The sequence below is a fragment of the Actinophytocola sp. genome (assembly GCF_036002505.1).
In the GTDB taxonomy this organism is placed as follows: domain Bacteria; phylum Actinomycetota; class Actinomycetes; order Mycobacteriales; family Pseudonocardiaceae; genus DASYTH01.
The window spans coordinates 1-25,206 of sequence record NZ_DASYTH010000082.1 but is presented as its reverse complement, the minus strand read 5'-3'; the positions used below and the strand labels follow the sequence as shown (position 1 = coordinate 25,206).

The following is a 25,206-nucleotide window of genomic DNA, read 5'->3' as shown; positions in this document are numbered from 1 at the left end:
ACGACCAGGCCGGCCTCGCCACCCCGGAAGAGGACGCTGCGATCGACGTGTTCAATGAACGGCTCCAGGCCGAGGGCCACTGGGTCTTCGCCGGCGGTCTCGCGTCGCCCAGCGCGGCAACCGTCGTCGACAGCCGAGGTGGGGAGGCGCTGTTCAGCGACGGGCCCTTCCTGGAGTCGAAGGAGTACCTCGCCGGCTTCTGGATCGTCGAGGCCCCCGACCTCGACGTGGCGCTCAAGCTCGCCGCCGAGGGGTCGAAGGCCTGCAACCGGAAGGTCGAGGTGCGGCCGTTCCTGCGCGAGGGAGCGTGATCGACGTCTGGGAGGCGATCACCCACGCCCACCACGAGGAGTGGGCGCGGGTGGTCGCCGCCTTGACCAGGCGTTTCGGCGACCTCGACGTCGCCGAGGAGGCGGCGGCCGAGGCGTTCGCGACCGCCCTCGAGCGGTGGCCGGCGGATGGCGTGCCCCCGAACCCCGGCGCCTGGCTGACCACCACCGCCAACCGCAAGGCCATCGACCGGATCCGGCGCGAGAACAGGCGCGACGACAAGCAGCAGGAGGCCCGGCTGTTGTACGACGGCCCGCCCGAGCCGGTCGGCGCCATCGACGACGAGCGGCTCCGGCTGATCTTCACCTGCTGCCACCCGGCGCTCGCGATGGAGACCCGCGTGGCGCTGACGCTGCGCATGGTCGGCGGTCTGACCATGCCCGAGATCGCCCGTGCCTTCCTGGTGCAGGAAACCGCCATGGGACAGCGGATCACCCGCGCGAAAGCCAAGATCAAGGCGGCTCGCATTCCGTATCGGGTGCCGGCTGCGGAGGATCTCCCGGCCCGCGTCTCCGGCGTACTCGCTGTCCTGTTCCTCGTGTTCAACGAGGGCTACTTGGCGACCGGCCCCGGCACCGATCCCGTACGTCACGACCTGACCGCCGAGGCGATCCGGCTCACTCGCCTGATCCGTGCCCTCATGCCGCAAGACGGTGAGGTGGCCGGGCTGCTGGCGCTGATGCTGCTCACCGAGGCCCGCCGCACCGCCCGGGTTTCGGCCAGCGGCGAACTGGTCGCCCTTAACGAGCAGAACCGTGGGGCCTGGGACGCGGCGCTGATCGCCGAGGGTCATCGGCTGGTGCGCGAGCGCCTGGCCGCCGGGGTGGCTCCGGGCCGCTACCAGATCCTCGCGGCGATCAACGCCGTGCACACCTCCGCCCGCAGCATCCGCGACACCGACTGGTCACAGGTCCTCACCCTCTACGACCAGCTCCTCCGCCTCGACCCCTCGCCGATCGTCGCCCTCAACCGGGCCATCGCCCTCGCCGAGCTCGACGGACCGGAGGTGGCACTCGCGGCCGTCGACCGCCTCGAGGACAAGCTGGCCGGCTACCACGCCTACCACGCCACCCGCGCCGACCTGCTGCGCCGGCTGGGCCAAAGTCAGAAAGCGCGCGCGGCCTACGACAAAGCCATCGAGCTGGCCGGCAACACCGCCGAGACCGCCAACCTGACCCGCCGCCGCGACCAGCTGGGGTAGCGCCCGCCAATCCCGATCGAAACCCTGTGCAAAGCGGCGGCCGGCCCCGATGGAATACGCGGCGTGGGCCAGAGGAAGGTGAAGCATCGGGGTTCGGGGCCAGGTACACGGACGGGCATCCGCAGTCGCAATGGCCTAGGCACCCCTCGCCTGCTCGCGAAGTGCGGGAGCGCCGTCGAAGTCTTCGACAAGCAGCAGATCGAGGACCCTGCGCTCGCCCGTGTCAAGCGGGCGCGCACCACCGGCCATACGGACAGTTTGCTGGCCATGCCGCACCGCGCTCATCTCGGCACGACCGTGCGGCCAGCCGCAACCAGATTCCGTCACATTGCGTAGCGCGCGGACCGCGCGGTTGCTGCTCGACAAGTCCTGACGTCGCCCGACGACCGCTCGGCCAGGTCAGGCACGACGATCGTGTCGGCGCCATTCATGGTCGGTGCGTGGTCGGCCTGTCGGCGGGTTCGCCGGTGGCCTGGGCGGGCACGTACGGGATCAGGCCGCGTCGCCACGCCTGCACCTGCAGCGCCTCCGGCAGCTGACGCGCATCGACGAGCCGGCCGTCCACCCGCAGCAGCCACACCATCGGGTTGCTGTCGAGCATGTCGCGGCGGCTGAACTAGGGGTCTATCGGACCGATGCGGATCGTGTCCATGATGGGCCAGCCCTTGTTGGCCATCGTCGCCTGCTTGACGCCGAGCAGTTCGGCGAGCTCATCGGTGCGCAGATGGTGCTTGTGGCTCGGGTCGGCGAGGAAGTGACCCGCCCGATCGCGTACACGATGCCGGCCGCCCAGATCCTGCGGTCACCGCGGCCAGCGGGGACGGCCGCTTGCGGGCCAGCTTCGCGGCCAGCTTGACGCACAGCGCCGCGTATTCCGCGTCAAAATGTTGCAGGCAGAACGTGTCGGTGACCGCGATGATCTCGTTGAAGACCGGCCGGATCCCGGCCGGTACGTTCGGCGCCTGCCCCGGTCCTGACATGCCGCCTCTCACGCCGCGGGTCCGGTTCGGCGCCGACCTTACCGCCACGATCCGGTGACCCGTCGCAAGCGGCTATCCGGCAAGATGGCCGTGTGCGACATGAGACGGCGGTACGCCGGCTGCGCATCGTCGCCGAGCGCTGCCAGCGGGCCAGCGGGTTGTGGGACGACGAGCCGTTCCTGGTCGGCGCCTACGCGTTCGGTCACGTCCTGCAGCCCCGCACCGACGTACCGGTGGTGCAGATCGCATTCGTGCTCAACCTGCCCGCCGACGAGTTGACCTGGTGCGCGCAGCCGCAGTCATGTGCCGGGCTGCCGCATCTGCTGGAGATCGACAAGGCCCCGGTGGAGTGGTACTGGCGACCGGTGGTGTGGCCGGTAGCCAATCATCTCATCCGCCGCCCGCTGCGCGTTTGGTCCCTCGACGGGCCGGACACCACCGCGCTGGACGCGCTGCAACGCGGCGAGGCGGAGGACCTGCGCATGCCACCACCCACCGCCGCGCAGCAGCACGAGCAGTTGACCGCCGAGCTGGCAGCGAGCCTGGCTCACCTGCGCCAGGTCGAAGCCGGTTTCTGGGAACGCGACTGGCGCTCGGCCCACCGTGGATCCGGGGTCTACCCGGAGAACCACCTATGGGATGCGGTACACGGCTACCTGGACCTGCTGGACGCCACCCAGACCCGCCAACATGACATCCACTCGTAACCCAACCAACCCCGGCCGAACATGATCGATCCGCGGGACCCGCGACCGCCCCTTTGCCCTTTGTCACGCCGACGACGACCTGGCCACGTGACGATGCACCAACAACGGCACGCTCAGCGGCAGATGTGTGCATTGCCGACAGGGCTGTGCACGTCAGCGGTGTCCGCGGTAGTACGAGCGCCCGGCGGGTTGGCCGGTGTGCCGCCCGGGCTGCCGCCCCGACGCCGCAGGCGCACCGGAAGGCTACCGCAGCGGCGGGGCCCAACTAGGCAACAGGGTCCGACAGGGTGACCGCACCAGTACACCGTGGGTAGTACGCCGGGGGCCGATGACCTGCCTGCGGTGTAGAGCGAGGTGTCCACCCGAGCCGGACGCGCCTGCCGGGACCTACGGGAGATCGTCATAGCGACGTCAAACGGAGGACCTGACTGATGAACCAAGACCTACGACTGCCGCGCAGTTCGCCGAGACGACCGCGGGGTCTGCGGGCCGGGCATGCCGGCCGGTGGACCCACCTGCCGTTCCGCATAGTCATCACAGCCGCCACCGTACTGCTGTTCGACCAGGCGGTCTTCGCCGGACAGTTCCTGGCCGGCACGTTCGGTTCCCTGCACACGCATCGGGAGAATGCCACCGTGGCGGGCCTTACCGTGCTCGGGGCGGCCCTCGCGGCGGTGCCGGTCCGGTGGCCGGGCAAGGGCCCGATCTGGCCGGTCTTCGCCTGTCTGGGGCTGTTCGGGCTGATCGCGCTACAGATCGCGTTGGGTTTCGCCCGCGTACTCGCCGTGCACGTCCCGCTAGGTGTGTCGATCATCCTGCTAACCACCCTGCTGGCCGTGCGGGCATGGCGCCTGTACCCGCCACCGGCCGATCCACCAGCCGGGCAGCGGCCGCAAGGCGACGCGCTGGCGGTCGCCCGGAAGAGTGGCTCGTGACCTCCATGACCCGCCGCGGCTTTCTGGGCATCCTGGCCGGCGCAGCGACCGGCACCGCAATCGGCGTACCGCTGCTGTCCGGGCTGCGTGGATCCACCTCGACCGGCACCGTGCTGCGCAGCCAACTGCCGCTACCGCAACCGTTCACCCTGCCGCTGGCGGTCCCACCTGTGCTTGCACCCGCCCGCACCGACACGACCACCGACTACTACGAGATCACCCAGCGAGCCGCCGCTGCGGAGATCCTGCCCGGGGTGCCGACCACGATCTGGGGGTACAACGGCACCTTCCCCGGCCCGACCATCGTCTCCCGCAGCGGCAAGAGCACGGTCGTCACGCACCGCAATGAGCTACCGGTACCGGTGGTGGTTCACCTGCACGGCGGGCGGACGCCGCCCGAGCACGACGGGTACCCCACGGACCTCCTGCTGCCGTCCGGCGCGGACGCGGCGGCGGCCGCCCACCACGACCATCACCACCTCAGCGGTAACGTGACACAGGGCCAGCGAGACTACGTGTACCCGCTCCAGCAGCGGGCCGCCACGCTCTGGTACCACGATCACCGGATGGACTTCACCGGCGCGAGCGTGTGGCGCGGCCTCGCCGGGTTCCACCTCGTGCACGACGCCGAGGAGGAGGCCCTTCCACTGCCGCGCGGGGACCGCGACCTCCCTCTCATGATCGCCGACCGGGCTTTCGCCGCCGACGGTTCGCTGCGCTACCCCAGCCTCGACCCGACGCTGCTGACCACACCAGGCGTGAGCGAGCCGTACGGCGCCGGAGTCCTGGGTGACGTCATCCTGGTCAACGGCGTCCCCTGGCCGGTGACCGAGGTGTCGGCCGTGCGGTACCGGCTGCGGCTGCTCAACGCCTCCAACGCTCGCCGCTACCGCGTCGCGCTCGACCCGCCGCCGGCCGGCGGCAACGGGCTGGTCCAGATCGGCACCGACGGCGGCCTGCTCGCACGGCCCGTAAGCCACGACGCGATCGAGGTCGCCCCGGCGCAACGCTACGACGTAGTCGCCGACTTCGGCCGCTACCGGGTCGGCCAGGAGGTGACGCTGGTCAACCAGTTCGGTGACGGCCCCACCGCGCGGATCATGCGCTTCCGGGTGGCCCGCGGCGGCTCCGACGACACCTCGGTCCCTGATCAGCTCTGCGAGATCGCCCCACTGGACCAGGCGAGCGCGGTCGTCACGCGTACCATGCGCTTCCGCCACGGCGACGTCAACAGCATGTCCGGCTGGACGATCAACGACCAGCCCTTCAGCCCGGATCTGATCAACGCCCGGCCCCGGTTAGGCACAACGGAAGTGTGGCGGCTTGTCTCCGACTTCCATCACCCCATCCACCTTCACCTGGCCCACTTCCAGGTACTGTCCCGCGGCACCAGTGGCCCCGGCCCGCACGACCACGGTTGGAAGGACACCCTCGACCTGCGCCCGGCGGAGGAGGCCGCAATCATCGCTAGATTCGACGGGTACGCCGGCAGGTACATCTTCCACTGCCACAATCTGGAGCACGAGGACATGGCGATGATGGGCAACTTCGTCACCGGCTGAGGCAGGACCGGAGGAACAGTCGATGACGGATCGACCTGCACGATACCGGCGGTGGCTGGACGCGCTGCTCACCGCTGGGCTGCTGGGTTTCGCCTGGCTCGGCATCGCGCTCCAGCGGGGACCGCTCAATCTCGGCGCGGCCGCCCTCGCGGTACTGATCGTCACGCCGCTGCTGGTACGGCGGCGGTGGCCGCTCGGGGCCCTGCTCGTGTGTGTGGCCGCGTCGGCCTGCTACCACCTCCTGGACTACCCACACGAGCTGGTCATCCCGCCGCTGGTCATAGCGCTCTACACGGTCGCGGCGACCGGCCACCGCCGGCGCTCCCTGCTGGTCGCCGCCGGCACCGGTGCCGTTGCGGTGGTGGGGACGGCGGTCACCGGCGTGGGCAGCCCAGAGGTGGCGTTCGGCGTGATCGGCTGGGTCGCCCTGGCAGTGACCCTCGGCGAGGTCGCCCGCTCCCGCACCGCCCTACTGGCCACGATGGAGGACCGCGCCGCACGCGCGGAGCGGGAGCGGGCGACCGAGTCGGCGCTGCGCCGCGCGGAGGCGACCCAGCGTGAGGCCGAGGCCCGGCGGCGGGTCGCGGAGGAGCGGCTGCGCATCGCCCGCGACCTGCACGACGTCCTGGCGCACAGCATCGCGGTCATCAACGCCCAGGCCTCCGTCGCCACCCACCTGGCCGAGACGGCGACCGGCCGGCCGCCCGGCGACCTAGCCACCGCGATGGGGGTCATCGCCCAGACGTCACGCACGGCCATGAGCGAGTTGCGCGCGACGCTCGACGTGCTCCGCGGGCACGACCCGTCGGCAACGTCGGCTGACGAACTCGCCCCCGCCCCGGGCATGGCCCGCCTGGATGGCGTGGTCCAGTCGGCACGTTCGGCCGGAGTCGATCTTACCGTCGACACGGTCGGTGAACAGCGTTTCCTGGCGCCCGCGGTGGACGTGACGGCCTACCGGATCGTGCAGGAGGCGCTCACCAACGTGGCCCGCCACGCGCGCGGCAGTACCGCCCGGCTCACCGTCGAGTACCGCCCCGCCTCCGTGCGGCTTACCGTCAGCGATGACGGAGGCGCCCTAAACGAGGCCACGACGGGAGGCGGATACGGCATCGTGGGCATGACCGAACGCGCCCATGCCATTGGCGGGCATCTGACCGCCAGCCCGCGAACCCGAGGAGGGTTCGAGGTCGTCGCCGACCTCCCGACCCAAGAAGAGGACCATCAATGATCATCCGGGTGCTGCTCGCCGACGACCAGGCCCTGGTACGGGGAGCCTTCGCCCTGCTCGTCGCGTCCGCCATGGACATGGAGGTGGTGGGTGAGGCGGCCACCGGGCAGGAGGCGTTGGCGCTGGCGCGCAGTAGTCGGGCCGACGTGGTGGTGATGGACATCCGAATGCCCGATCTTGATGGCATTGAGGCATGCCGGCAGATCGCAGGCGACGATGACCTCGCCGGCGTACGGGTGCTGATGCTGACCACCTTCGAGACCGACGACAACGTCGTACGGGCGATGCGAGCGGGCGCAAGCGGATTCCTGGTCAAGGACACCCGCCCAGAGCACCTGCTCGACGCGATCCGGACGGTCGCTGCCGGCGACGCACTCCTGTCCCCCGGCGCCACCCGCGCGCTGATCGCCCGTGTCACAAGCCAACGCGAGCAGCACCTGCCGCAGGCGGGAAGGGTGGCGGCGCTGACCGGCCGCGAACGTGAGGTGCTCACCCTGGTCGCCTCCGGCCTGTCCAACCAGGAGATCGCCGAGGAACTGGTACTCAGCCCGTTGACGGCGAAGACCCACGTCAGCCGGGTCATGGCCAAACTGGAAGCGCGTGACAGGGCCCAGTTGGTCATCGCGGCGTACGAGTCGGGGCTGGTACACCCGGGTGGATGACCGTGTCGGGCTCGTAAAAGTCGGTTCGGCTACGCTGCCTGCGCATACTCGTTGATCAGCCCGTCGAGGATCGGCCGTCGTTGGACCCGGGCGGAGGTCAGGTCAGCGACGTGCGGCGACGGGTTGGGCGGCTGCTGGCCAAGTGAGCGATGTGGGCGGTGGCCGTTGTGGTGAGCCACGTACTCGGCGAGCACGGTCGCCAGGTGCCGCTCGCTGGCGATGAGCATCTGGTCGGTGCGTTCGCGGCGTACGGTGCCACCCAGCGCTCGGCGAATGCGTTTGCCCGGGACGCCTGGGGCGGGATCTTGATCACGTCGATGCCAGCGGCGGTGAACACGGCGTCGAAGACGGCCGTGAATTTGGTGTCGCGGTCGCGCAGCAGGAACCGCAGCCCGGCCGCGCGGGCGACCCATGCGCCGGTCGGGTGGGCGGTCACCCCGGCGACGTGGACTTGGCGGGTGGCGATCTCGACGTTGCGCCTATGGTCGGGCGCCCGAACGAACCGAGCGTCGAGTTCTACGACCGGGTTGGACGCGTCGGTGAGGCCGTCGATCTGCTCGATCTCGTTGCGTCTCGGGTCGCGTTCACAGTCTGGATCATGGATGCGGCGTTTCGCCGCGGCGGTTGGGAGCTGTTGGACGTGGTGGCGGTGTCCGAGTCGGACACGCCAAGGTCGAATATCGCGCGAAGAAGGACCCGATCAGCAGCGAGTGCAGCATTTACTGGACCGACGCTGTCTCCGGCAACTTTGGCGAGGTACCCGCTTCCCTGGAGAGTGCGAATACCTGGAGGTAGCGGCGATCTGGGATGCCCACCATGTTGAAGACCGGCTCCGGGATCACTTCGACGGGCGCCCGAATGAGTGGGTGGAGTCGATGCGGTTGACTAGATGGCCCCCGGTAATCCGACAAGTTCAAATCACCCGCCCTGTTGATGGGGCGACTCAATTCGGCATGACCCGCACGACTCACGGCAGATCCGGTAACTCACCCCGCCCTGCGGGTGGCCGCTCACTCGCGGCTGGCCTGTCGGTGATGTTGGGAGCGCGGTGCTGGCCTGTGCCGGCCGCCGGTCTCGTTGTCTGCTGCGGGGGCATGATTGAGCTCGTGAGCGATGAGGGCAGCGCGGCTGCCTGGATGATGCTGGGGCGAACCGATCTTCGGGTTCCTCGGCTGGGTCTTGGCGTCATGGTGTGGGGTGACATGGCGGCGGCGCCGCGCTGGAATCCGGCTCGCAACGCCTATGGACCGACCAGCAGCGTGGACGAGCAGCGGGAGGCGTTGGAGATCAGCCTGGCGGCCGGGGTGAACTTGCTAGACACCGCGGCCATGTACGGCAAGGGTGCTTCGGAACGACGGGTCGGTGAGCTGACAGAGAGCAAGGATGTTCTGATCGCCACGAAGTTTCCCGCCGGGTTCTTCTCCCGGGCCGCCAGCCTGCCGGCGACGTTGGAGGCCAGCCTCGCCCGGCTGCGGCGTCCGGTCGTGGATCTGTACCAGATCCATTTCCCGTCCCGCTGGATGTCGATTCCGACGCTGATGAATCTCATGGCCGATGCCGTCGAGGCCGGCAAGGTGCGCGCCGTCGGGGTGAGCAACTACTCGGCTGCGCAACTACGCACCGCGCACGCCGCGTTGAGCAGGCGCGGTATTCCGCTGGCGTCCAACCAGGTCCAGTATTCGCTGCTGCACCGGCAACCGGAGCGCAACGGAGTCCTGGACACCTGCCGAGAGCTTGGGGTCACCCTCATCGCATACATGCCGCTGGCGTCCGGGGCGCTGACCGGCAAGTACACGGCCGCCAACCGACCGGCCGGCTGGCGCCGGTACTCATCGGTGTATCGGGGCAACGGCCTGGCCACCCTCGAACGCGTCAACGCCACCCTGCGCGACCTGGCCGCCCAACACGACAAGACTCCTAGCCAGGTCGCCCTGCGCTGGCTCGTACAGCGGCACGTGCTGCCCATCCCCGGGGCGAAGACCGGACCTCAAGCCGCTGACAACGCCGCAGCCTTGTCCTTCGTCCTGGCCGAATCAGAGATGGATGCCCTGAACACGGCAAGCAGCTGAAGCGGCGGCGATCACCCCCGCCCCGCCAGCGCCCGCGCCGACCTGCGGCCTTCACCCCACTGCGACCCGAACGACGGTGCCGAGCAGCTGGTTCAGCACGTCAGGTGCAGGACGGCGTTGGTGTCGGTGGCGCCCTCGGTCAACACGTCGATCGCCTCCGCCGTGGGCAGCACAACAAGGTCGACGTTGCGACGCTGGGCCTCCTGCCGGACCTGCGTCATCACCGGCAACGCGCCGTGAGCACCGGTACCAATGACCAGCCGCCGGCATCGCCAGGGGATGTCCTCGGCGATCGACAGCGGAGTGTGACCGTACGCGCCGCGGAACTTCTTGGAGGCGGTCTTGGCGCGCTTACGGATCTTCCCACGGTCGATGATCAGGTCATGATCGTAGGTCACGCCGTCCACGCGCATCGAACCGAACGAGAAATCGGTGAACCGCACGATGACACTCCCCACCTGGCCATCGATCGTACGGCCGCGCCGACTGTCGGTCCAGATCGGCCGGGCTCCCGCGTTTGAAAATAGGCGCGCGGACTGCGGCAGATGCGGATGTCGATTCTTCACCGACTGTCCGATACTGCTGGTATGTTCAGCCCTGCTGATCGGTGCTGGAGCAGGTTTGGGGATGCTTGTGGCTGAGGTGGCGCTGCGGCCGATTGACGACTCTGACCTCGATGCCTTGTTCGAACAGATGCGAGATCCGGAGTCGGTCCGGCCGCCTTCACTGCCGAGGATCCCGACGACCGCACCGCATTCGATGTCCACATGGCAAAGGTCAGGGCGTCGCCTGAGGCCACCAACCGCGCTATCACGGTCGATGGACGGCTCGTCGGCAGCATCGCCAGCTTCGTCATCGAGGGCGACACCGAGGTCACGTACTGGATCGACAGATCCTTCTGGGGGCAGGGCATCGCCAGTCGAGCGCTCGCCCTGCTCCTGGAGTTGAATCCGGTGCGGCCGCTGTTCGCCCGCGTCGCGAGTGACAATGTCGGATCGCTCAAGGTGCTGCAGAAGGCAGGATTCGCCGTCACAGGCACGGAGATCTCGTTCGCCAATGGGCGGAACACGGAGATCGAGGAAACGATCCTGCGCCTTGACGAGCCCGCGAATACCGCGCCATCCGATGTGTCGAGCGGATTGAGGCCGACTTACTGATCTCGGCAGATCAATGCGACCGTCGTTCGACCTAGACCTGATCAACATCACACCGGGTTACTGGCAGTGTCCATTCAGGGGGTGATGTGGGTTTCCCCTCGTAACGTGGAGACATCGCCTTGAGGAGGCGGGCGGTGGCAGAAGACGCGGCGGCCCTTCGATCAGGAGTTTCCTCTGACACAAGCCGCGGCGGCTCGGTCACGGGCGATAGAACTCGAGGGTGGCCTCGAGGGCCTCGTCGATCGGGGTGGGGGCGATGCCGAAGGTGGACTCGAAGGCCGAGGAGTCGACCACGAAGGGCCGGTCGAACTGGTACCGGGTCTCGCGCAGCTCGCGCACCAGCGGCGACAGCACCCCGACGGCGTTGATGACCCAGCGCGGCATCCGGGCGATCCGCGGCGCGGGAGCGCCCGCGAGGGTGCACAGCCGCTCGGCCAGGGCCTGGGCGGACAGCGGTGGATTCGTCGGGACGTTCCAGGCGCGGCCCCAGGCCCGCCCGTCGGTGCCGGCGATCGCGAGGGCGCTGGCCACGTCGGGCAGATAGGTCCAGCTGTGCAGGGCGGCCGGGTCGCCGAGCCACATCACGCGCCTGCCAGCCAGGAGGGGTGGCACGAACCGGGTGCCGACCGGGGTCTGGTCCCCGGCCCCGGGGCCGAAGTAGTCTGCGGCGCGGACCTCGGTGACCCGGACCCGCCCCGCCTCGTGGGCGGCGAGCGCGTCGGACCACATCTTCGCCCGAACCCGGCCCTTGTGGCCGACCGGGGCCGCCGGGAGGTCCTCGGTCATCGGGCCGTCGACCCGGCCGTAGATGTACAGGTTGCTCGAGGTGACCAATACCGCGCCGGTCGCCACTGCGGTGGCCAGCAGCGCGGCGGCGAGCGGTGGCCAGTCCTGTGGCCAGCGGGTGTAGGGCGGGGCGGCGACGTTGTAGAGGGCGTCGGCGCCCTTGGTGATCTCGATGAGTCGGTCTCGGTCGGTGGCGTCCGCGGCGATCCTGGTGACGTTCTCCGGTCCGGAGCCGGAACGGGTGACGACGGTGACGTCGTGACCCTGCGTCGCAAGCAGTTCGGCGAGGTGCCGGCCGACCTGTCCGGCGCCGACGATGACGTGCCTGCCCATGGGACTCTCCTTCTCGGTTCGTTGCTCACCTGTGGGCGCTTGTCGGTGGGCGTGTCGGCCCACCCTCGAGTCCTACCGCCTCTACCGATGGTTAGCACGTCACCATCCGAAAAGGGACCTCCGGCGTGGTCACCGCGGCGGGGGCGCGGCCGGCGTTTCGACCGCGCCGTGTGATGGCGCCGGCGATGCGGCGCGCCTCGATCGGGTGCCGGCGCAGGTTCCCCTTTCGAGATCATCTCACTCAACTGAGTCTCTACGGTTCCAGGGGATTGCCAGATGGGCGGAGTCACGCAGTCGCGGGTACGGGCAGCCGGGTTTGCCGGTGAGGGCGGCGTGGATGGCGTCGATGGCGCGTAGGCCGTGGTTGCGGGCGCTGATCAGGTAGGAGCGCACGCGGCAGAACCTGGCAAGGATGGTCGTGGTATGCCAGTTGCCCGATACCTTCTGAAGCAGCTTCGGGCTCTTCAGCGCCTGCTCCGAGGCCAGCAACGCCGGATCTAGCTGTGCTTCGGGGCGGGCCTTGGCCTGCTCGACGACGGTGTGAGCCTCGCGGAGCACCGCTTGGACCTCGCCGGCCCAGGCCTGCCAGTTCGGGTGCATGTCCAACACGCCCTGGGCGTGACGCAACACGTGGGCGCAGCATTGCTGTGCGCCCTTGAGCCCGGCGTCGAACTGGTGCCAGCGACGTAGTCGTCGCGGACCAGATAGCTGGGCCAGCCGTCAAGCACGCCCAGGTCGGCGATCGCCTGCTTGGAGCGCGCGCCGATCGCGGCGTACCACACCAGCCGCTCGTCGGGGGTGCGGATCGTCACCACATGCGGGGATCCGGGCACCGGCCGGCCGTGCTCGTCGGTGTTTCGCCGGAGCTTTCGGAATCATCAACACCTGAGCGGCAACCGTCCGGATCTACTGAGCAGATTCGGCGACTGAGCGCCTTAACGGGGTTGGCAACCAGTGCATCCGCCGAGGACGATTTATGTGTGGCCAGACAGCCGTTGCCGCCGGTAGCGGCCGTTGTCGGATTCATCGACTGCATCAATCGGGGCGATGTTGCCGGACTAACGACCCTCATGACCGAGGATCACGAGTTGTTAGTTCTTGATGAGCCGCGGGTGAGGGGGAGAGACGCGAACGCCGCGGCGTGGAAGGGCTATGCAACGTCATTTCCGGAGTACGTGATCTACCCACATCAGATCACGGAACGTAACGGACGTGTTGCTGTGCTTGGGCATACGACGGGTTCCCATCTGGGCCTGCCTGATGACGAGGAGGTCCAGCTCCTGGTCATCTGGGTGGCCGAAGTCCGCCACGGCGCGCTGAGCCTATGGCGGATCCTCGACGACAGCCCTGCGGCGCGATATGAGTTTGGGTTGTCTCCCGACCGGGCAGCCGACGTGCAGTAATGGGTCACCGGTCCGACCCCAGGGCGACCCGGACAATCCTGTCCTCGACATCGCCGATGGCCACCACGCCGGATGACTCGCCAACCAGTCCGGATGCTGCCGTTCGGGCGCGGCACCGGTCGGGCCAATGCGCTGGTGATCACCGCCGCACGGAGGGCGTCGGCTTGGCCGGGTTCGCACCGTGACGCCCACGACCGCGATCAACGGTGGATGATCAAGACGGTCAATCTGCACGGGGACCCGATGAGGACCGTCGCGCCCGACCACCGGCTGAGTGCGCGGGCCACGACCGGCCGCGCCTGCAGGGCCGGACCGGCCAGCGACACTCCGAAGTAGAAGGACACACAAGAACGTCTGACCGGATGCTTGACCGCGACCCTGCCGTGGGGAGAGGTGGATGACACGCTCGACCGGCGACCCGACGCGGCTTCGGTTTGGGAGTACCAGGATCGGGCGGGTCGGCCGATTCCGGACTGCTCTACAGTGTCGCGCGTGTCAGGACAACGTCATGCCATCGTTACGGGCGGATCGCGTGGGCTTGGCCGGTCGATCGCCGCCCTGTTGGCCGCGCGCGGCGATCGGGTCTCCCTCATCGCCCGCGATCTGGCCCAACTTCAGGAGTCGGCCTCGTCGATGCGTGGTCACGTCCGATGCGCAGTGGCCGACGTAACCGATCGTGCCGAGCTGGATCACGTGGTCGCTGGCCTCGTTGACCAGTCCGGGCCGTGCGACGTCCTGGTGGCGGCGGCGGGAGCTGCGGAGCCCGGCTACTTCGCTCAACTCGGGGACGACGTGTTCCGCCGCCAGATCGAACTCAACTACTTCGGCGTTCTGAACGCGGTCCGGACCGTCACCCCCTCAATGATCGAACGGCGGACGGGCAGTCTGATCGCCGTGGCGTCTGCGGCCGCTCTCGTCGGCGTGTTCGGTTATTCCGCGTACGCGCCCAGCAAGTTCGCGGTGCGTGGCCTCATGGAGGTCCTTCGATGCGAGCTGAAGCCGCAGGGCATCCATGTGGCGTGCGTCTTTCCGCCCGACATGGATACGCCGGGCTTTGCGGCGGAGAACCTTACGAAACCGGAGGAGTGTGCTCGCATCTCGTCAGGTATCAAGCCGCGGCACCCCGACGATGTGGCACGCGCTGTGCTGCGCGGCCTCGACCGGCGCCGTTTCATGATCACAGCGGATCCGCAGACTGCCCTACTCGCTCGCGCGGCGGGAATCCTTTCCCCCGTCCTGCATCGCGTCATTGACCGTACCGTCAATGACGTCTCCGGCGCGACGTGAGCCAGCAGGACGTGGCCGACGCCATGGGATGTCAACAGACGTGGTCCGGTCTGGTGGCGCCGGGCTGAACGCTTCCAAACGCGCAGCAGTTTGGCGCTGCTTCCCAAGTCCGTTGTGGACCTCCTGACGCTTGCGTCTCGCAAATGAATTCGTTATCAGCGCCGACAACATCGACCGGCGGGCCGAGCCACCTCATGCGGCCCGGCCCCGGCGGATGACCGCGTCGAAGCCGGCGGCGATCAGCAGGACGGCGCCGGTGACGACCCACTCGTAGCCCGCTGAGTTCGCGCCCTGGATGAGGTCGCTCATGCCGTTGATGATGACCGCGACGACCAGGCCGCCGAGAACGGCGTCGATGACGCGGCCGTGCCCGCCGAACAGCGACGTGCCGCCGATGACTGCCGCCCGACGGCCAGCAACAGCGTGTTGCCGGCGCCGGCGTTCGACTGCACCGACTGCAGCAGGGATGCCGCGATCATGCCGGAGACGGCGGCCATGCCGGAGCAGATGACGAATACCGAAATCCGGATGCGTGACACGACGACGCCCGCACGCCGCGAGGCCTCCTCGTTGCCGCCGACGGCGTACACGTGCCGGCCGTACCGCGTGCGGCTGAGAACGAAGTTCCACACCGCGAACAGGATCACCAGAAGGACGACGACCCACGGCATGCCCTGCGCCTTGTGGCTGAAGAACGCGTTGGTGCTCAGGTTGCGGTTGACACCCATCTCGTACGTGAACCCCGCGCCGAGCGCCACCAGCACGATGACCTTTGCCGCGATCACCGTGAAGGGCGGGTGGGAGAGCCCGCGCGGCGGCGTCCGAGCGCGTCGTTCACCTTGATCGCGGCGTACCCGATGACCAACAGCACCAGCAGGGTCCACCCGAGCCACAGCGGCACGAAGCTGTTCTCCAGCTTGATCAGCGGCGAGTTGCCGGGCAGGATCACCGAACCCTGGCCGCCGATGAGGATCAGCGTGACACCCTGGAACGTCAGGAACGTCGCCAGCGTGATGACGAACGACGGGATGCCGACCCGGGCGCGCAGCCAGCCCATGCCGAAGCCGATGATGAGGCCGGCGAGCAGTCCGACGATGAGTGCCAACCACCAGGACGCCCCTTGCCGCAGGATCAGCACGGCCGTGATGGCCGAGCAGAGACCTCCGGTCGTGCCGGCGGAAAGGTCGGTTTCGCCGAGCAGCAGCACGAAGACCAGGCCCATCGCCATCACGATGATGGGCGCTGCCTGGATCACCAGCGCCTCGACGTTGTACGCGCTCAGGAAGCCCTGGTGCACCACGGCGAAGACGACGGTGATGGCGATGAGGCCGACCAGCACGGGAATCGAGCCCAGCTCGGCGGCCGGCGGGTTCACGGGCGAGAAGTCAGGGATGACGGAACGCCCGCAGCCGCCTCGCCGCTCTCGAGCTCCAAGCCATGCGTCCGAGCGCGATGGGCGACGATTTTGCGCCGGCCGCCGGGTCTATAGATGTATAGAGCCAGCGGGTCGTTGGCGTCCGCGCGGGAAGTTTGGGTGTAGCCGATGACGGTCAGCGAGGATTTCACCAGTCGCACCGGCCGGTTCCGGGGTGAGTTGCTGGCTTACTGCTACCGGATGCTGGGCTCGGCCGACGAGGCCGAGGACCTGGTTCAGGAGACGTACCTGCGGGCGTGGCGGTCCTATGCCGGGTTTGAGGGCCGTTCGTCGGTGCGGACCTGGCTGTACCGGATCGCGACCAACGTGTGCCTGACCGCGATCGAGCGCCGCGGCCGCCGGCCGCTGCCGTCCGGGCTGGGTGCCCCGACGGGGGACCCGGAGGCGCCGCTGGTGGAGGGGCCGGAGGTGGCGTGGCTGCAGCCGTTTCCCGACCCGCTGCTGGCCGCGGAGCGCGAGGATCCGGCCGCGGTGACCTTGTCGCGGGCGGGTATCCGGCTGGCCTTCGTCGCGGCGCTGCAGTATCTGTCCGCCCAGCAGCGCGCGGTGCTGATCCTGCGAGACGTGCTGGAGTGGCCGGCCGCGCAGGTGGCGGATCTGCTGGGCACGACGACTACTGCGGTCAACAGCGGCCTCCGGCGGGCCCGTGCCCAGCTCGCCCGTGCGCTGCCGGCGGAAGATGAGCTTGCCGAGCCCGCCGAGCCGGACCGGCGCGCGCTGCTGGAGCGGTTCGCCGCGGCCGTCGAGAACGCCGACGCCAGCGCGCTGGCAGAGCTGTTGCGGGAAGATGTTGCGCTGGAGATGCCCCCGCTGCTGAGCTGGTTCGCCGGCCGTCAGGCCGTGGTGCGCTGCGTCGCGTTGCATCTTCTGACCGAGCGCGGACGGCTCCGGTTGGTTCCGGCGATGGCGAACGGGCAGCCGGCGTTCGCGATCTACCAGCGCGAACCCGGCGGGGCATATCACGCGCACGCCGTGCTGGTGCCCACGGTCACCACGACGGGGATCGCCCGGATCGTCAGCTTCCTCAGCCCGGTTCTGTTCGGGTTGTTCGGGCTGCCACGGGAGTACGGTGCCGCCGCCGGGCCGGTGCCGGCGCCGGATCCGGGGGTCCGCCCGTGGCTGCGCTGAGCCGGGGGCGGGAGCTGCTCGAATCCGCGGTCGGATACGCGCTGGCCGGTGCCGCGCAGGTCACCCCGCAGCTCCTGTCGCGCCCCACCCCGTGCCCGGGCTGGGATCTGGAAATGTTGCTGGACCATGTCAGCGACTCGATCGGGGTGCTGCGGGAGGCGATGGCCACCGCAGGCGTCGGCGCCGGCCCGGCGATCGGTCAACCCGGCGAAGGGCCCGACCCGGTCGCGCGCCTGCGCGGTCAGGCAGCCAGGCTGCTGGGTGTCGGCGCCGTTGCCGGGCCGGCCGAGTACCGGGTCGTTATCGGGGACCGTGAGCTGACGGCGAGCATGGTCGCGGTGACCGGAGCCGTCGAGATCGCCGTGCACGGCTGGGACATCTCGGTCGCGTGCGGCGCCCGCCGGCCGGTCCCGCCGGGCCTGGCGGCGGTCCTGCTGTCGATCGTCCCGCTGCTCATCACCCCCGAAACCCGGCCCGGGCTGTTCGCCGACCCGGTTCGGCTGCCCGGCCCAGCCTCGCCCGGCGAGCAGCTCGTCGCCTTCCTCGGCCGCCACCCGCGCCTTGCCGCGCCCGGGCCTGGCAGTGCCCGAGCCGGCATCCGGTAGGCCGGCACGCGGCGATTCCCGGGCATCCGGCTGGTCTATATCAGTAGGCCGCCAAAAAGGAGCGGCGCGGAACCCGCAGGACACCGCGGACAGGAGCGAACAGCCATGACAATCGCAGACAAGACAGTCCTGGTAACCGGGGCCAATCGCGGCATCGGGCAGTCGCTGGTCGAGGAAGCCCTGCGCAGGGGCGCGAAGCGGGTGTATGCCGGCACGCGCCGGCACCTGGCCCACCCGGATGGGCGCGTCACCCCCTTGACCCTGGACGTGACCAACGCGGCGCAGATTCGGGCAGCTGCCGGTCAGGTCGAGTCTCTCGACATTCTCATCAACAACGCCGGCCTGTTCCTCGCCGATGACCTGACCGATCGTGCTGGCCTCGACCAGCATCTTGCCGTCAACCTCTTCGGCACCTACGGCGTGACCCAGGCCTTCCTGCCGCTGCTGGCCCAATCCCGGGGAACCATCGTCAACAACGTGTCGCTGATGGCCCTCGCCCCCTTGCCGCTTACTCCGGCGTACTCGATCTCGAAGGCCGCCGCGCTGTCGCTGACCCAGTCGCTGCGCGCCCTTCTGGCCGGACAAGGCGTGCGGGTCCATGCCGTCCTGACCGGCCCCACCGACACCGACATGACCCGAAGCCTCGACATCCCCAAAGCCTCTCCGGAGTCGGTCGCCCGAGCCATCTTCGACGCAGTCGACAACGGGGACGAGGACATCTTCCCCGATCCCATGTCACAGGCCATGGCTGACAGCTGGCGTGGCGGCGCGGCCAAGGCGCTCGAGCGCCAGAATGCTGCCTTTCTCGCATAGCAAGACACAGCACAACCCACTACTAAGTTGACGAAAGCGAGAGATTCATGACCAGTCAAAGCTTCACCACGTCCTTTTCGGTGGACCAAACTCCGGAAGAGGTCGTCAAGGCCATCGCGAATGTTCGTGGATGGTGGACGGGAGACATTGAAGGTAGCACCGACAAGGTGGGGGATGAGTTTACGTATCGTTACCAGGACCTCCACTATTCCACGCAGAGAATCACGGAACTGATCCCTGGCAGGAAGGTCGTTTGGCGCGTGTTGGACGCCCATCTCACGTTCGTCGGAGACCCAAGCGAGTGGGCAGGCACGGAAATCACGTTCGAAATCGCTGAAAAGGGTAAGCAGACGGAAGTCCGCTTCGCTCACATGGGTTTGATCCCCGAATTCGAATGCTTCGACCAATGTTCCAACGCATGGGGCTTCTTTGTCAACGGAAGTCTCCGGCGGTTGATCACCCCGGGTGAAGGGCCGACGGCGCCGCCATGGGCCTGACCGGCCGGCGACAAAGCATGGCGCAGGCCGAGCCGAATGGGGGAGAGCTACCAGGGCTGTTGTTGTCAGGTGGCGTAGAAGCCGTCTGGTTGCTCAAGCTGCCCCCGGCCTGCCCCTCGAAGCTTGGTAAGGTTCGCTGGCGCAGGCAGAAGCGCCTGGCCCCACAACCGGTCCAGTGACTGGTTCACCTTCTGCAGTGCCTGGGCGACCTCTTGTTGTTGGGAGTCCACGCCCTGGTTGAGCTTGGTAATGGCGTTGGCCATGCCCTCGAGGATCGGCGGCACGGTAGCACCGCCGATGGTCTCCTGTGTCGTCAGGGCGGGCACCGCACCCATGATCGCGGCGAAGCTTTGCAGCCCTTCGACGGCGACCGCGGCGGCGCCGTCGGTGGCGACGAACGCTACGGCGGCGATGGCGCCCAGGATGGTGAGCTTGGCCTGAACCTTCGCTGAGTTTGAGCACCAGCCATCGAGATCGTCCAGCGCCTTGTACGTCTTGTCGCCTATCTCCCAGATGTCGGTGAGCATGGCCTTGCGGATCGAGATCTGCACTTCGAGGGCGTTGGCGAGAGAGAGGGCGATCTCACGCTGATAGGCAGCCGACGTCTCCAAGCCCTTGACGTAAAGCTCGAAGCCGTCGGCTGCGCCGCCCTCCCACCGCTTCATGTGGGTGACGATGGTGTCAACGGTCTGCTTCACCGGCACCGTGCCCGCCACGTCGCCGACCTGCAGCGGGGTAGTCAGCTCGTTGCCGTCCTTCTTGATCTCGAGGCTCGGCGCGACCGTGACCGCCGCCTGGTACAGCGCGTCCAGGCTGAGCCGCGCGCCGTCCGGGTTCGGGATCGCGAACTGGGTGAAGAGCCGCGGAATCCCGGCGTATGCCTGGTGGAGGTAGGCCTCCAGGTTGCCGTTGTCGTCGGGCCTGCCGCTCGACGGGGGTACGTAGCCGGGCGCCTGCGTTTGCTGACCGGTGTGGTACCGGGTGGCGTCGTTGTTGGCCTGCTGCTGCGCCTGCCCGTACGAATCGTCCTGGGTCATAGTGACATGGATGGCCTTGTCCCGGATCTTCTCGCCGAGCCTCTGCAGGTCACCCATGCTGTGGTACGCGAAACCAGCCATTGTCTCTCCCCATGGGTCCCCGATTGGCTACTTGGTCACGATCGCGGGCGCCGGCCCCGGCGGCGGGGTCTCGCCCTGCTGCAGCGCGGGCGTCTTCCCGTTGCCCCAGGCCGATTCCAGGCTCTGCTTGGCCGCTTCGTCCGTGCTGGCGTAGGCGTCGACGATCTGCAGCATGACGTCCGCGGCGGTCTGGACGTTGGTCGACGTCCCGCCGAACAGGTTCTGCAGGGAATTCCGCAGCGCGGACCAGTCCCGGCAGACCTGGTCGTATCCGCCGCGACCCTCCAGGGCGAACGCGGCGTTGTCGTTCGCAGCCGTCGCGTTGATGCTGTTGTTCAGGGCCGCGAACGTGTAGGCCATCGCCGGCAGATCGACCTTTCCGATGATTCTCAGCTCGGAAAGTTCGGCGGCGAACTGCCATTCACTCGGTGCCATTACCTCTCCTCCTGGTCGCGCCGATCACTGGGACCGGCAGGATGCCCGCGCCCCTGATGCGTGCCCAAGCGTGAAGACGCCTTGGACCACGTACGCCTCGGTTTTGGTGTAGTCAGTGGTGTCCGGGAAGCGCTCCTCGAAGGTCGGTTCGCCCTTCGTGGTCGTCATTCCATAAATGATCTTGTTGTCCTTGTTCCGCAGGATCAAGTTGAAATCGGGATTGCACAGATTCACACGGTCCGGATCGCTCACCACCGTGCCGGTCACCGCGGACAGGCCGCTGGCGTCGGGCTGGGTGTGCTTCAGATCCGTCACGGTGACGGTCCGGGCCCAGGTGGCGAACTCGGAGACCGGAAGGGCCTGGGAATCCGAGATCGTCGCGGTCAGGCGGGAGACCTTCGTCGCCCGGTCGACCAGCAGAGTGCCCGCCAAGCCCAACCGCTGGCCGGGAAGTATCACCGGCAGCCTCGGCTGCAGGGCCGTGCCGGGCGCGTTCGGGATCGGTTTGCCGTCCTCGCCGATCGCCCTCACGTTGACGATGTTGTTCACCGCGGCGGACGGGCAGTCGCTGCGGGCGATCAGTCCGAAGTCGATCCGGCCGGTGTTCGTGCGGGAGTAGCCGATCTCGGTCACGGTGGGGGAGCAGGCCGGCCCGGACGAGGCGGCGCCTGGCGTCGGTGCGGGATCCGCCGTCGGTTTCCGGGCCCGGTCGCGGCTCACCACGACGAACGCCACCCCGGCGATGAGCAGCACTACGATGCCCATCAGCGCCCAGTGCGCAGGCTTGAGTCGGGATCGTTGCGGTTCGGTCACGACGTGCGCTCCCTCGGCATCAGCGGTCGGCGCCAGCCCGACGCAGCGAGGCCGGGACGCCGATGTCGTAGATCTCATCGGTCAGGACGATGAGCTTGCCCTGCCAGTCGCGCAGGATATCCGCTATCGCACCGCTCAGTTCCAGCAGGAGTTCGTCCTCATCCAATTGCCGAATGGCGCCCACGCCGACGTCGACGTCCCAGTGCACGAGCGCCCTGCTGCGCATGTTGATCCACCCCTCCGCCGACCTGCCATGCACGATCAGCGCTTCCATCCGCTCACGGAACACCAGGTCCCGCGGCTGGTCGTCGATGATCGGATCGTCGCCGGCCCGGACGGCCGCCGCTGTCTCGATGTACTCCCGCCGGTAGCGCGTCCAGAGCAAGGCGCCCAGTTGGGCAAGCTGGTGGCCTAGGTCACGTTCGGTGTATCGGCGGTACGCGTCGTGGACGAACCGGATGTCGACCTCGAACCGGCCGCGCACGGTGCCCTCGATCCCGCCGTCAGGTGACGACGCCCGTACCGACAGCGTCTCGAGGCGATCGGTCAGCTCTCCCATAGTGCAGTCAGTATCCAGCAACAGGCCATCGCTGTGGGGGCAGTCGAAGGCGTGGCGCCGGCGTCTGTCTACTGTGGGCCGGATGCCTGTTGGCTGGCGTCGATCGCGCGCTGATATCGCCTCGTCAATTTGCGCAGCGCGTCCACCAGTTCTGGCGAGTCCACGATGGTGAAATCCGCGTCCAGCATTCCGAGATAGAGGGCGAGCATCTCCGGATGGTCCGAGCCCGGCTCGAACGCGCACCGGTCCTCGCCCAGGGGCCGCACCTCCACGGGGATCGGCAGCCGACTGCGCACGTACGCCGCGGGGGCGCGTACGACCACCCGCGCCCGGTACCGCCAGGTTGCCTCGCCGATTCCGCGTGCCACCCGCGCCGTGATCTCCCGGTCGGGCGGTAGTGCACGGGGCGTGAAGCGCGGCCCGGTCGGCGTGCGTGGCTCGATCCGGTCGACCCGGAACGTACGCCAGTCGTTCCGTTCGGTGTCCCAGGCCACCAGATACCACCGCCGCCGGTCGTTGAGCAGGCGGTAGGGCTCCACCGAGCGCCGACTGGCCGCCCCGGAGTGTGCCCGGTAGTCGAATCGCAGCAGCTCATGGTCTCGACAGGCGCTGGCGATCATGGTCAGCACGTCTGGATCCACCTGCGGGCCGTACGACGGCATCGGCAGCGTGTACGACTGGAAAGCGCTGATCCGATGTCGCAGCCGCGCGGGAAGCACCTGCTGCAGCTTCGCCAGCGCACGCACCGAGGTCTCCTCGATGCCCGCGACCGAGCCGTTCGCGGCGGTACGCAGTCCGACCGCGACCGCTACCGCCTCCTCGTCGTCGAGGAGCAGTGGCGGCAGGGCGCCGTGGGTGCCGAGCCGGTACCCGCCGGCCACGCCCGGCCGCGCGTCGACCGGATAGCCGAGGCTGCGCAACCGGTCCACGTCATTGCGGACGGTACGGGTGGTGACCCCGAGCCGAGTGGCAAGCTCGCCACTGGTCCAGTCGCGCCGAGCCTGCAACAGGGACAGCAGGCGCAGCAGCCGCGCGGAAGTTCCCAACATTCTTCGATCCTGGGCCCAATCTAGGAACGATCCTTTCCTCTATTGTTCCTAGTCTTCTCCGTATGAACGCAACAGCTTCGAGCGACATCCAGCCATTCCGCATCGAGATCCCGCAGGCCGACGTCGACTACCTGCACAACCGGCTCGCCACCGCCCGCTGGCCGGGCGAGCTGCCCGGCGTGGGGTGGACCCGCGGCGTACCGCTGGGCTATCTGCAGGAGCTCGCCGAGTACTGGCGCACGCGGTACGACTGGCGCGCCCAGGAGGCGCAGCTGAACCGGTATCCACAGTCCACCACCGAGATCGACGGCCAGCGCATCCACTTCCTGCACGTCAGATCCGACCGAGCCGACGCGAAGCCGCTGCTGATCACGCACGGCTTCCCGAGCTCCGTCGCCGAGTTCCGGTACCTGATCGAGCCGCTGGTCAACCCGCCCGCGGGCCAGGCCTTTCACGTCGTCGCGCCGTCCCTGCCCGGGTACGCATTCTCCACCCCGCTGGCCGAGACCGGCTGGGCGATGGGTCGTACCGCACGCGCCTGGGTCGAGCTGATGCGCCGGCTCGGCTATGAGCGGTACGGCGTGCATGGCGGCGACATCGGCGCCGGCGTGTCCGGCACGGTCGCCGGCCTCGACGGCGAGCACGTGATCGGCGTACACGTGGTGACCGACCCGCTGACCGCCGCGAACACCGCCACCTTCCTCCCCGGGATGGCCGACCGGCTCGATGAGAACGACCCGGTCGACAAGCTGATCCTGGACCGGATGAACGAGTTCACCAAGGAGGGTTCCGGCTACCTGGCCATCCAGAACAGCCGGCCGCAGACCATCGGCTACGGCCTGGTCGACTCACCGCTGCTGCAGCTGGCCTGGATCGCCGAGAAGGTCCACGAATGGACCGACCTGCCGGTCGACCGCGACCAGTTGCTCACCACCGTGAGCCTTTACTGGTTCACCGGCTCCGGCGCCACCGCCGCGCACACCCTGTACGAGCAGGCGCACTCGTCCGACTGGGGTACGCCGCCGACCGTACCCCAGGGCTTCGCCATTTTCGGCGCCGACGAGACGGTACGCAGACTGGTACCGGCACCGGCCGACGCGCACTGGACCGAGTTCGCGCGCGGCAAGCACTTCCCGGCGATGGAGGCCCCCGCCGAGCTGGCGAAGGACCTGCAGGCATTCTTCGGGCCGCTGCGGTGACCGATGTGCTGAGCCAGCGCGGTCTCAACCGGGCCACGCTGGCTCGCCAGTACCTGCTGGAACGCGTGCCGGCACGGGCGATCGACGCGATCGAGCACCTGGGCGGGATGCAGTCCCAGGCGCCGCTCGCCCCGTACGTGGGATTGTGGACCCGCCTGCGGGACTTCGCGCCGGACGAGCTGTCGGCGCTGACCGAGCAACGTCAGGTGGTACGGCTGCATCTGATGCGTAACACCGTGCATCTCGTCAGCGCGCGGGACTGCCTGGACTGGCGCGCGCTGTTCTACCCGCTGCACGCCGCCGAGTTCGGTGCGCACTTTCCCGGCGGTACCGACGGCGTGGACCGGGACACGCTGGTCGGGCAGGCACAGCGGCTGCTGGAGGAGCGGCCGCGAACCCGTAGCGAGCTCGGCAAGCTGCTTGCGGAACGCTGGCCGGGCGCCGATCCGAGCGCACTGGCGTACGCGGCGACGCACCACATCGCGCTGTGCCAGATGCCACCACGGGGCATCTGGGGCCGGAACGGTCCCGCGGCATGGGCACCGGTGGAGAGCTGGCTGGGCGCGCCGCTGCGTTCGGCGCCGGTGGATGCGCTGATACTGCGCTATCTCGGCGCGTTCGGTCCGGCGAGTGTCGCTGACATCCAGGTGTGGTCCGGGCTGACCCGGCTCGGCGAGGTGGTGGAGCGCTTGCCGTTGCGGACGTTCCGGGCAGAGGCGGGGCAGACGCTGTACGACCTGCCCGACGCGCCCCGGCCGTCTGCGGACGTCCCCGCCCCGCCGCGGTTCCTGCCCGAATACGACAACCTGCTGCTGTCACACAAGGACCGCACCCGAGTGATCCTCGACAACCGCCCCGTACCGCTGCCGCCGGGCAACGGCGCGACCGCCGGTACCTTCCTGGTCGACGGCA

The 25,206-nt window shown here is 68.6% G+C and carries 32 protein-coding genes; 19 read left to right on the top strand and 13 right to left on the bottom strand.

Annotated elements, in window-relative coordinates; all coding sequences use genetic code 11:
- Together VGR06_RS06450 and VGR06_RS06445 are read left to right on the top strand one after the other, a co-directional pair.
- A partial coding sequence (locus VGR06_RS06450) for a YciI family protein (protein ID WP_327558039.1) occupies nucleotides 1-311 on the top strand: 311 nt, incomplete at its 5' end.
- Nucleotides 308-1,531 (top strand): RNA polymerase sigma factor, encoded by a 1,224-nt coding sequence (locus VGR06_RS06445; RefSeq protein WP_327558038.1) that lies wholly within the window; start codon nucleotides 308-310, stop codon nucleotides 1,529-1,531. The genes VGR06_RS06450 and VGR06_RS06445, both read left to right, overlap by 4 nt.
- Nucleotides 1,532-1,958: 427 nt before the next feature.
- On the opposite strand, the gene VGR06_RS06440 is transcribed toward VGR06_RS06445, so the two are convergent.
- Both VGR06_RS06440 and VGR06_RS43810 read right to left on the bottom strand, forming a co-directional pair.
- A complete protein-coding gene (locus VGR06_RS06440; protein WP_327558037.1) occupies nucleotides 1,959-2,132 on the bottom strand; it encodes a hypothetical protein in 174 nt (57 codons plus the stop codon).
- 109 nt (nucleotides 2,133-2,241) lie between these two features.
- Nucleotides 2,242-2,424 (bottom strand): hypothetical protein, encoded by a 183-nt coding sequence (locus VGR06_RS43810; RefSeq protein ID WP_414637168.1) that lies wholly within the window; start codon nucleotides 2,422-2,424, stop codon nucleotides 2,242-2,244.
- Between the two features lie 13 nt (nucleotides 2,425-2,437).
- On the opposite strand from VGR06_RS43810, the gene VGR06_RS06435 reads away from it, so the two are divergent.
- From VGR06_RS06435 to VGR06_RS06410, 6 genes are all read left to right on the top strand, one after another.
- The gene (locus VGR06_RS06435; RefSeq protein WP_327558036.1) at nucleotides 2,438-2,569 is read left to right on the top strand and encodes a hypothetical protein; all 132 of its coding nucleotides are present in this window, start codon (nucleotides 2,438-2,440) and stop codon (nucleotides 2,567-2,569) included.
- A 34-nt stretch (nucleotides 2,570-2,603) separates the two neighbouring features.
- Complete coding sequence (locus tag VGR06_RS06430; RefSeq protein WP_327558035.1) at nucleotides 2,604-3,218, top strand: DUF7711 family protein; 615 nt, start codon at nucleotides 2,604-2,606, stop codon at nucleotides 3,216-3,218.
- 431 nt (nucleotides 3,219-3,649) lie between these two features.
- The gene (locus VGR06_RS06425; RefSeq protein ID WP_327558034.1) at nucleotides 3,650-4,153 is read left to right on the top strand and encodes a hypothetical protein; all 504 of its coding nucleotides are present in this window, start codon (nucleotides 3,650-3,652) and stop codon (nucleotides 4,151-4,153) included.
- A gap of 5 nt (nucleotides 4,154-4,158) precedes the next feature.
- The gene (locus tag VGR06_RS06420) at nucleotides 4,159-5,715 is read left to right on the top strand and encodes a multicopper oxidase family protein (protein ID WP_327558041.1); all 1,557 of its coding nucleotides are present in this window, start codon (nucleotides 4,159-4,161) and stop codon (nucleotides 5,713-5,715) included.
- Nucleotides 5,716-5,737: 22 nt separating this feature from the next.
- Nucleotides 5,738-6,946, top strand: a complete 1,209-nt coding sequence (locus VGR06_RS06415) for a sensor histidine kinase (protein WP_327558033.1) — start codon at nucleotides 5,738-5,740, stop codon at nucleotides 6,944-6,946.
- Nucleotides 6,946-7,608 carry a response regulator transcription factor gene (locus tag VGR06_RS06410; protein ID WP_327558040.1) on the top strand — a complete coding sequence of 221 codons (663 nt, stop codon included), beginning with the start codon at nucleotides 6,946-6,948 and terminating at the stop codon, nucleotides 7,606-7,608. The genes VGR06_RS06415 and VGR06_RS06410 overlap by 1 nt, the downstream gene beginning before the upstream one ends.
- Before the next feature lie 29 nt (nucleotides 7,609-7,637).
- On the opposite strand, the gene VGR06_RS43805 is transcribed toward VGR06_RS06410, so the two are convergent.
- Nucleotides 7,638-8,021 carry an integrase core domain-containing protein gene (locus VGR06_RS43805; RefSeq protein WP_414637166.1) on the bottom strand — a complete coding sequence of 128 codons (384 nt, stop codon included), beginning with the start codon at nucleotides 8,019-8,021 and terminating at the stop codon, nucleotides 7,638-7,640.
- 68 nt (nucleotides 8,022-8,089) lie between these two features.
- Here VGR06_RS43805 and VGR06_RS43800 point away from each other — a divergent pair, with 68 nt between their 5' ends.
- On the top strand, nucleotides 8,090-8,431 hold the full coding sequence (locus VGR06_RS43800; RefSeq protein WP_414637167.1) for an Imm26 family immunity protein: 342 nt from the start codon (nucleotides 8,090-8,092) through the stop codon (nucleotides 8,429-8,431).
- A 283-nt stretch (nucleotides 8,432-8,714) separates the two neighbouring features.
- On the top strand, nucleotides 8,715-9,677 hold the full coding sequence (locus VGR06_RS06400; RefSeq protein WP_327558031.1) for an aldo/keto reductase: 963 nt from the start codon (nucleotides 8,715-8,717) through the stop codon (nucleotides 9,675-9,677).
- A gap of 92 nt (nucleotides 9,678-9,769) precedes the next feature.
- Here the strand turns inward: VGR06_RS06400 and VGR06_RS06395 are convergent, their stop codons facing one another.
- Nucleotides 9,770-10,120, bottom strand: a complete 351-nt coding sequence (locus VGR06_RS06395) for an MTH938/NDUFAF3 family protein (RefSeq protein WP_327558030.1) — start codon at nucleotides 10,118-10,120, stop codon at nucleotides 9,770-9,772.
- A 324-nt stretch (nucleotides 10,121-10,444) separates the two neighbouring features.
- On the opposite strand from VGR06_RS06395, the gene VGR06_RS06390 reads away from it, so the two are divergent.
- Nucleotides 10,445-10,834 (top strand): GNAT family N-acetyltransferase, encoded by a 390-nt coding sequence (locus VGR06_RS06390; RefSeq protein ID WP_327558029.1) that lies wholly within the window; start codon nucleotides 10,445-10,447, stop codon nucleotides 10,832-10,834.
- A 198-nt stretch (nucleotides 10,835-11,032) separates the two neighbouring features.
- On the opposite strand, the gene VGR06_RS06385 is transcribed toward VGR06_RS06390, so the two are convergent.
- Nucleotides 11,033-11,953, bottom strand: coding sequence for an NAD-dependent epimerase/dehydratase family protein (locus VGR06_RS06385; RefSeq protein WP_327558028.1), 921 nt, complete (start codon nucleotides 11,951-11,953; stop codon nucleotides 11,033-11,035).
- Between the two features lie 237 nt (nucleotides 11,954-12,190).
- Entirely contained in the window at nucleotides 12,191-12,583 is a 393-nt protein-coding gene (locus VGR06_RS06380; protein ID WP_327558027.1) for a hypothetical protein, read from the bottom strand.
- A gap of 212 nt (nucleotides 12,584-12,795) precedes the next feature.
- Here VGR06_RS06380 and VGR06_RS06375 point away from each other — a divergent pair, with 212 nt between their 5' ends.
- Together VGR06_RS06375 and VGR06_RS06370 are read left to right on the top strand one after the other, a co-directional pair.
- Nucleotides 12,796-13,356, top strand: a complete 561-nt coding sequence (locus tag VGR06_RS06375; RefSeq protein WP_327558026.1) for a nuclear transport factor 2 family protein — start codon at nucleotides 12,796-12,798, stop codon at nucleotides 13,354-13,356.
- A gap of 393 nt (nucleotides 13,357-13,749) precedes the next feature.
- Nucleotides 13,750-14,643 (top strand): SDR family oxidoreductase, encoded by an 894-nt coding sequence (locus VGR06_RS06370; protein WP_327558025.1) that lies wholly within the window; start codon nucleotides 13,750-13,752, stop codon nucleotides 14,641-14,643.
- A gap of 305 nt (nucleotides 14,644-14,948) precedes the next feature.
- Here the strand turns inward: VGR06_RS06370 and VGR06_RS06365 are convergent, their stop codons facing one another.
- Nucleotides 14,949-15,407 carry an ABC transporter permease subunit gene (locus VGR06_RS06365; protein ID WP_327558024.1) on the bottom strand — a complete coding sequence of 153 codons (459 nt, stop codon included), beginning with the start codon at nucleotides 15,405-15,407 and terminating at the stop codon, nucleotides 14,949-14,951.
- Between the two features lie 17 nt (nucleotides 15,408-15,424).
- Complete coding sequence (locus tag VGR06_RS06360) at nucleotides 15,425-16,018, bottom strand: ABC transporter permease subunit (RefSeq protein WP_327558023.1); 594 nt, start codon at nucleotides 16,016-16,018, stop codon at nucleotides 15,425-15,427.
- Nucleotides 16,019-16,186: 168 nt separating this feature from the next.
- On the opposite strand from VGR06_RS06360, the gene VGR06_RS06355 reads away from it, so the two are divergent.
- The 4 genes from VGR06_RS06355 (at nucleotide 16,187) to VGR06_RS06340 (ending at nucleotide 19,121) form a co-directional block, all read left to right on the top strand.
- Nucleotides 16,187-17,206 carry a sigma-70 family RNA polymerase sigma factor gene (locus VGR06_RS06355; protein WP_327558022.1) on the top strand — a complete coding sequence of 340 codons (1,020 nt, stop codon included), beginning with the start codon at nucleotides 16,187-16,189 and terminating at the stop codon, nucleotides 17,204-17,206.
- On the top strand, nucleotides 17,194-17,811 hold the full coding sequence (locus VGR06_RS06350) for a TIGR03086 family metal-binding protein (protein WP_327558021.1): 618 nt from the start codon (nucleotides 17,194-17,196) through the stop codon (nucleotides 17,809-17,811). Before VGR06_RS06355 ends, VGR06_RS06350 begins: the two co-directional genes overlap by 13 nt.
- 105 nt (nucleotides 17,812-17,916) lie before the next feature.
- On the top strand, nucleotides 17,917-18,624 hold the full coding sequence (locus tag VGR06_RS06345; protein ID WP_327558020.1) for an SDR family NAD(P)-dependent oxidoreductase: 708 nt from the start codon (nucleotides 17,917-17,919) through the stop codon (nucleotides 18,622-18,624).
- 47 nt (nucleotides 18,625-18,671) lie between these two features.
- Nucleotides 18,672-19,121 carry an SRPBCC domain-containing protein gene (locus VGR06_RS06340; RefSeq protein ID WP_327558019.1) on the top strand — a complete coding sequence of 150 codons (450 nt, stop codon included), beginning with the start codon at nucleotides 18,672-18,674 and terminating at the stop codon, nucleotides 19,119-19,121.
- Nucleotides 19,122-19,186: 65 nt separating this feature from the next.
- Here VGR06_RS06340 and VGR06_RS06335 read toward each other — a convergent pair whose 3' ends face one another.
- The 5 genes from VGR06_RS06335 to VGR06_RS06315 form a co-directional block, all read right to left on the bottom strand.
- On the bottom strand, nucleotides 19,187-20,239 hold the full coding sequence (locus VGR06_RS06335; RefSeq protein ID WP_327558018.1) for a hypothetical protein: 1,053 nt from the start codon (nucleotides 20,237-20,239) through the stop codon (nucleotides 19,187-19,189).
- 27 nt (nucleotides 20,240-20,266) lie between these two features.
- Nucleotides 20,267-20,674 (bottom strand): hypothetical protein, encoded by a 408-nt coding sequence (locus tag VGR06_RS06330; RefSeq protein ID WP_327558017.1) that lies wholly within the window; start codon nucleotides 20,672-20,674, stop codon nucleotides 20,267-20,269.
- A 24-nt stretch (nucleotides 20,675-20,698) separates the two neighbouring features.
- Nucleotides 20,699-21,487 (bottom strand): hypothetical protein, encoded by a 789-nt coding sequence (locus VGR06_RS06325; protein ID WP_327558016.1) that lies wholly within the window; start codon nucleotides 21,485-21,487, stop codon nucleotides 20,699-20,701.
- Nucleotides 21,488-21,506: 19 nt separating this feature from the next.
- Entirely contained in the window at nucleotides 21,507-22,046 is a 540-nt protein-coding gene (locus VGR06_RS06320) for a hypothetical protein (protein WP_327558015.1), read from the bottom strand.
- A 68-nt stretch (nucleotides 22,047-22,114) separates the two neighbouring features.
- Nucleotides 22,115-23,095, bottom strand: a complete 981-nt coding sequence (locus VGR06_RS06315; RefSeq protein ID WP_327558014.1) for a YafY family protein — start codon at nucleotides 23,093-23,095, stop codon at nucleotides 22,115-22,117.
- A 62-nt stretch (nucleotides 23,096-23,157) separates the two neighbouring features.
- Between VGR06_RS06315 and VGR06_RS06310 the strand changes: the two genes are divergently transcribed.
- A complete protein-coding gene (locus tag VGR06_RS06310; protein ID WP_327558013.1) occupies nucleotides 23,158-24,294 on the top strand; it encodes an epoxide hydrolase family protein in 1,137 nt (378 codons plus the stop codon).
- Nucleotides 24,291-25,206, top strand: a 916-nt coding sequence (locus VGR06_RS06305) for a winged helix DNA-binding domain-containing protein (protein WP_327558012.1), incomplete at its 3' end; no start/stop codon positions are given. The genes VGR06_RS06310 and VGR06_RS06305, both read left to right, overlap by 4 nt.

Bases quoted from the DNA above. Each gene is read 5' to 3' on its own strand.
- VGR06_RS06440 (WP_327558037.1), bottom strand. From the start codon at position 2,132: ATGCTCGACAGCAACCCGATGGTGTGGCTGCTGCGGGTGGACGGCCGG.
- VGR06_RS06425 (WP_327558034.1), top strand. From the start codon at position 3,650: ATGAACCAAGACCTACGACTGCCGCGCAGTTCGCCGAGACGACCGCGG.
- VGR06_RS06420 (WP_327558041.1), top strand. From the start codon at position 4,159: ATGACCCGCCGCGGCTTTCTGGGCATCCTGGCCGGCGCAGCGACCGGC.
- VGR06_RS06415 (WP_327558033.1), top strand. From the start codon at position 5,738: ATGACGGATCGACCTGCACGATACCGGCGGTGGCTGGACGCGCTGCTC.
- VGR06_RS43805 (WP_414637166.1), bottom strand. From the start codon at position 8,021: ATGGGTCGCCCGCGCGGCCGGGCTGCGGTTCCTGCTGCGCGACCGCGA.
- VGR06_RS43800 (WP_414637167.1), top strand. From the start codon at position 8,090: ATGGTCGGGCGCCCGAACGAACCGAGCGTCGAGTTCTACGACCGGGTT.
- VGR06_RS06390 (WP_327558029.1), top strand. From the start codon at position 10,445: ATGGCAAAGGTCAGGGCGTCGCCTGAGGCCACCAACCGCGCTATCACG.
- VGR06_RS06385 (WP_327558028.1), bottom strand. From the start codon at position 11,953: ATGGGCAGGCACGTCATCGTCGGCGCCGGACAGGTCGGCCGGCACCTC.
- VGR06_RS06355 (WP_327558022.1), top strand. From the start codon at position 16,187: ATGACGGTCAGCGAGGATTTCACCAGTCGCACCGGCCGGTTCCGGGGT.
- VGR06_RS06345 (WP_327558020.1), top strand. From the start codon at position 17,917: ATGACAATCGCAGACAAGACAGTCCTGGTAACCGGGGCCAATCGCGGC.
- VGR06_RS06340 (WP_327558019.1), top strand. From the start codon at position 18,672: ATGACCAGTCAAAGCTTCACCACGTCCTTTTCGGTGGACCAAACTCCG.
- VGR06_RS06335 (WP_327558018.1), bottom strand. From the start codon at position 20,239: ATGGCTGGTTTCGCGTACCACAGCATGGGTGACCTGCAGAGGCTCGGC.
- VGR06_RS06330 (WP_327558017.1), bottom strand. From the start codon at position 20,674: ATGGCACCGAGTGAATGGCAGTTCGCCGCCGAACTTTCCGAGCTGAGA.
- VGR06_RS06320 (WP_327558015.1), bottom strand. From the start codon at position 22,046: ATGGGAGAGCTGACCGATCGCCTCGAGACGCTGTCGGTACGGGCGTCG.
- VGR06_RS06315 (WP_327558014.1), bottom strand. From the start codon at position 23,095: ATGTTGGGAACTTCCGCGCGGCTGCTGCGCCTGCTGTCCCTGTTGCAG.
- VGR06_RS06310 (WP_327558013.1), top strand. From the start codon at position 23,158: ATGAACGCAACAGCTTCGAGCGACATCCAGCCATTCCGCATCGAGATC.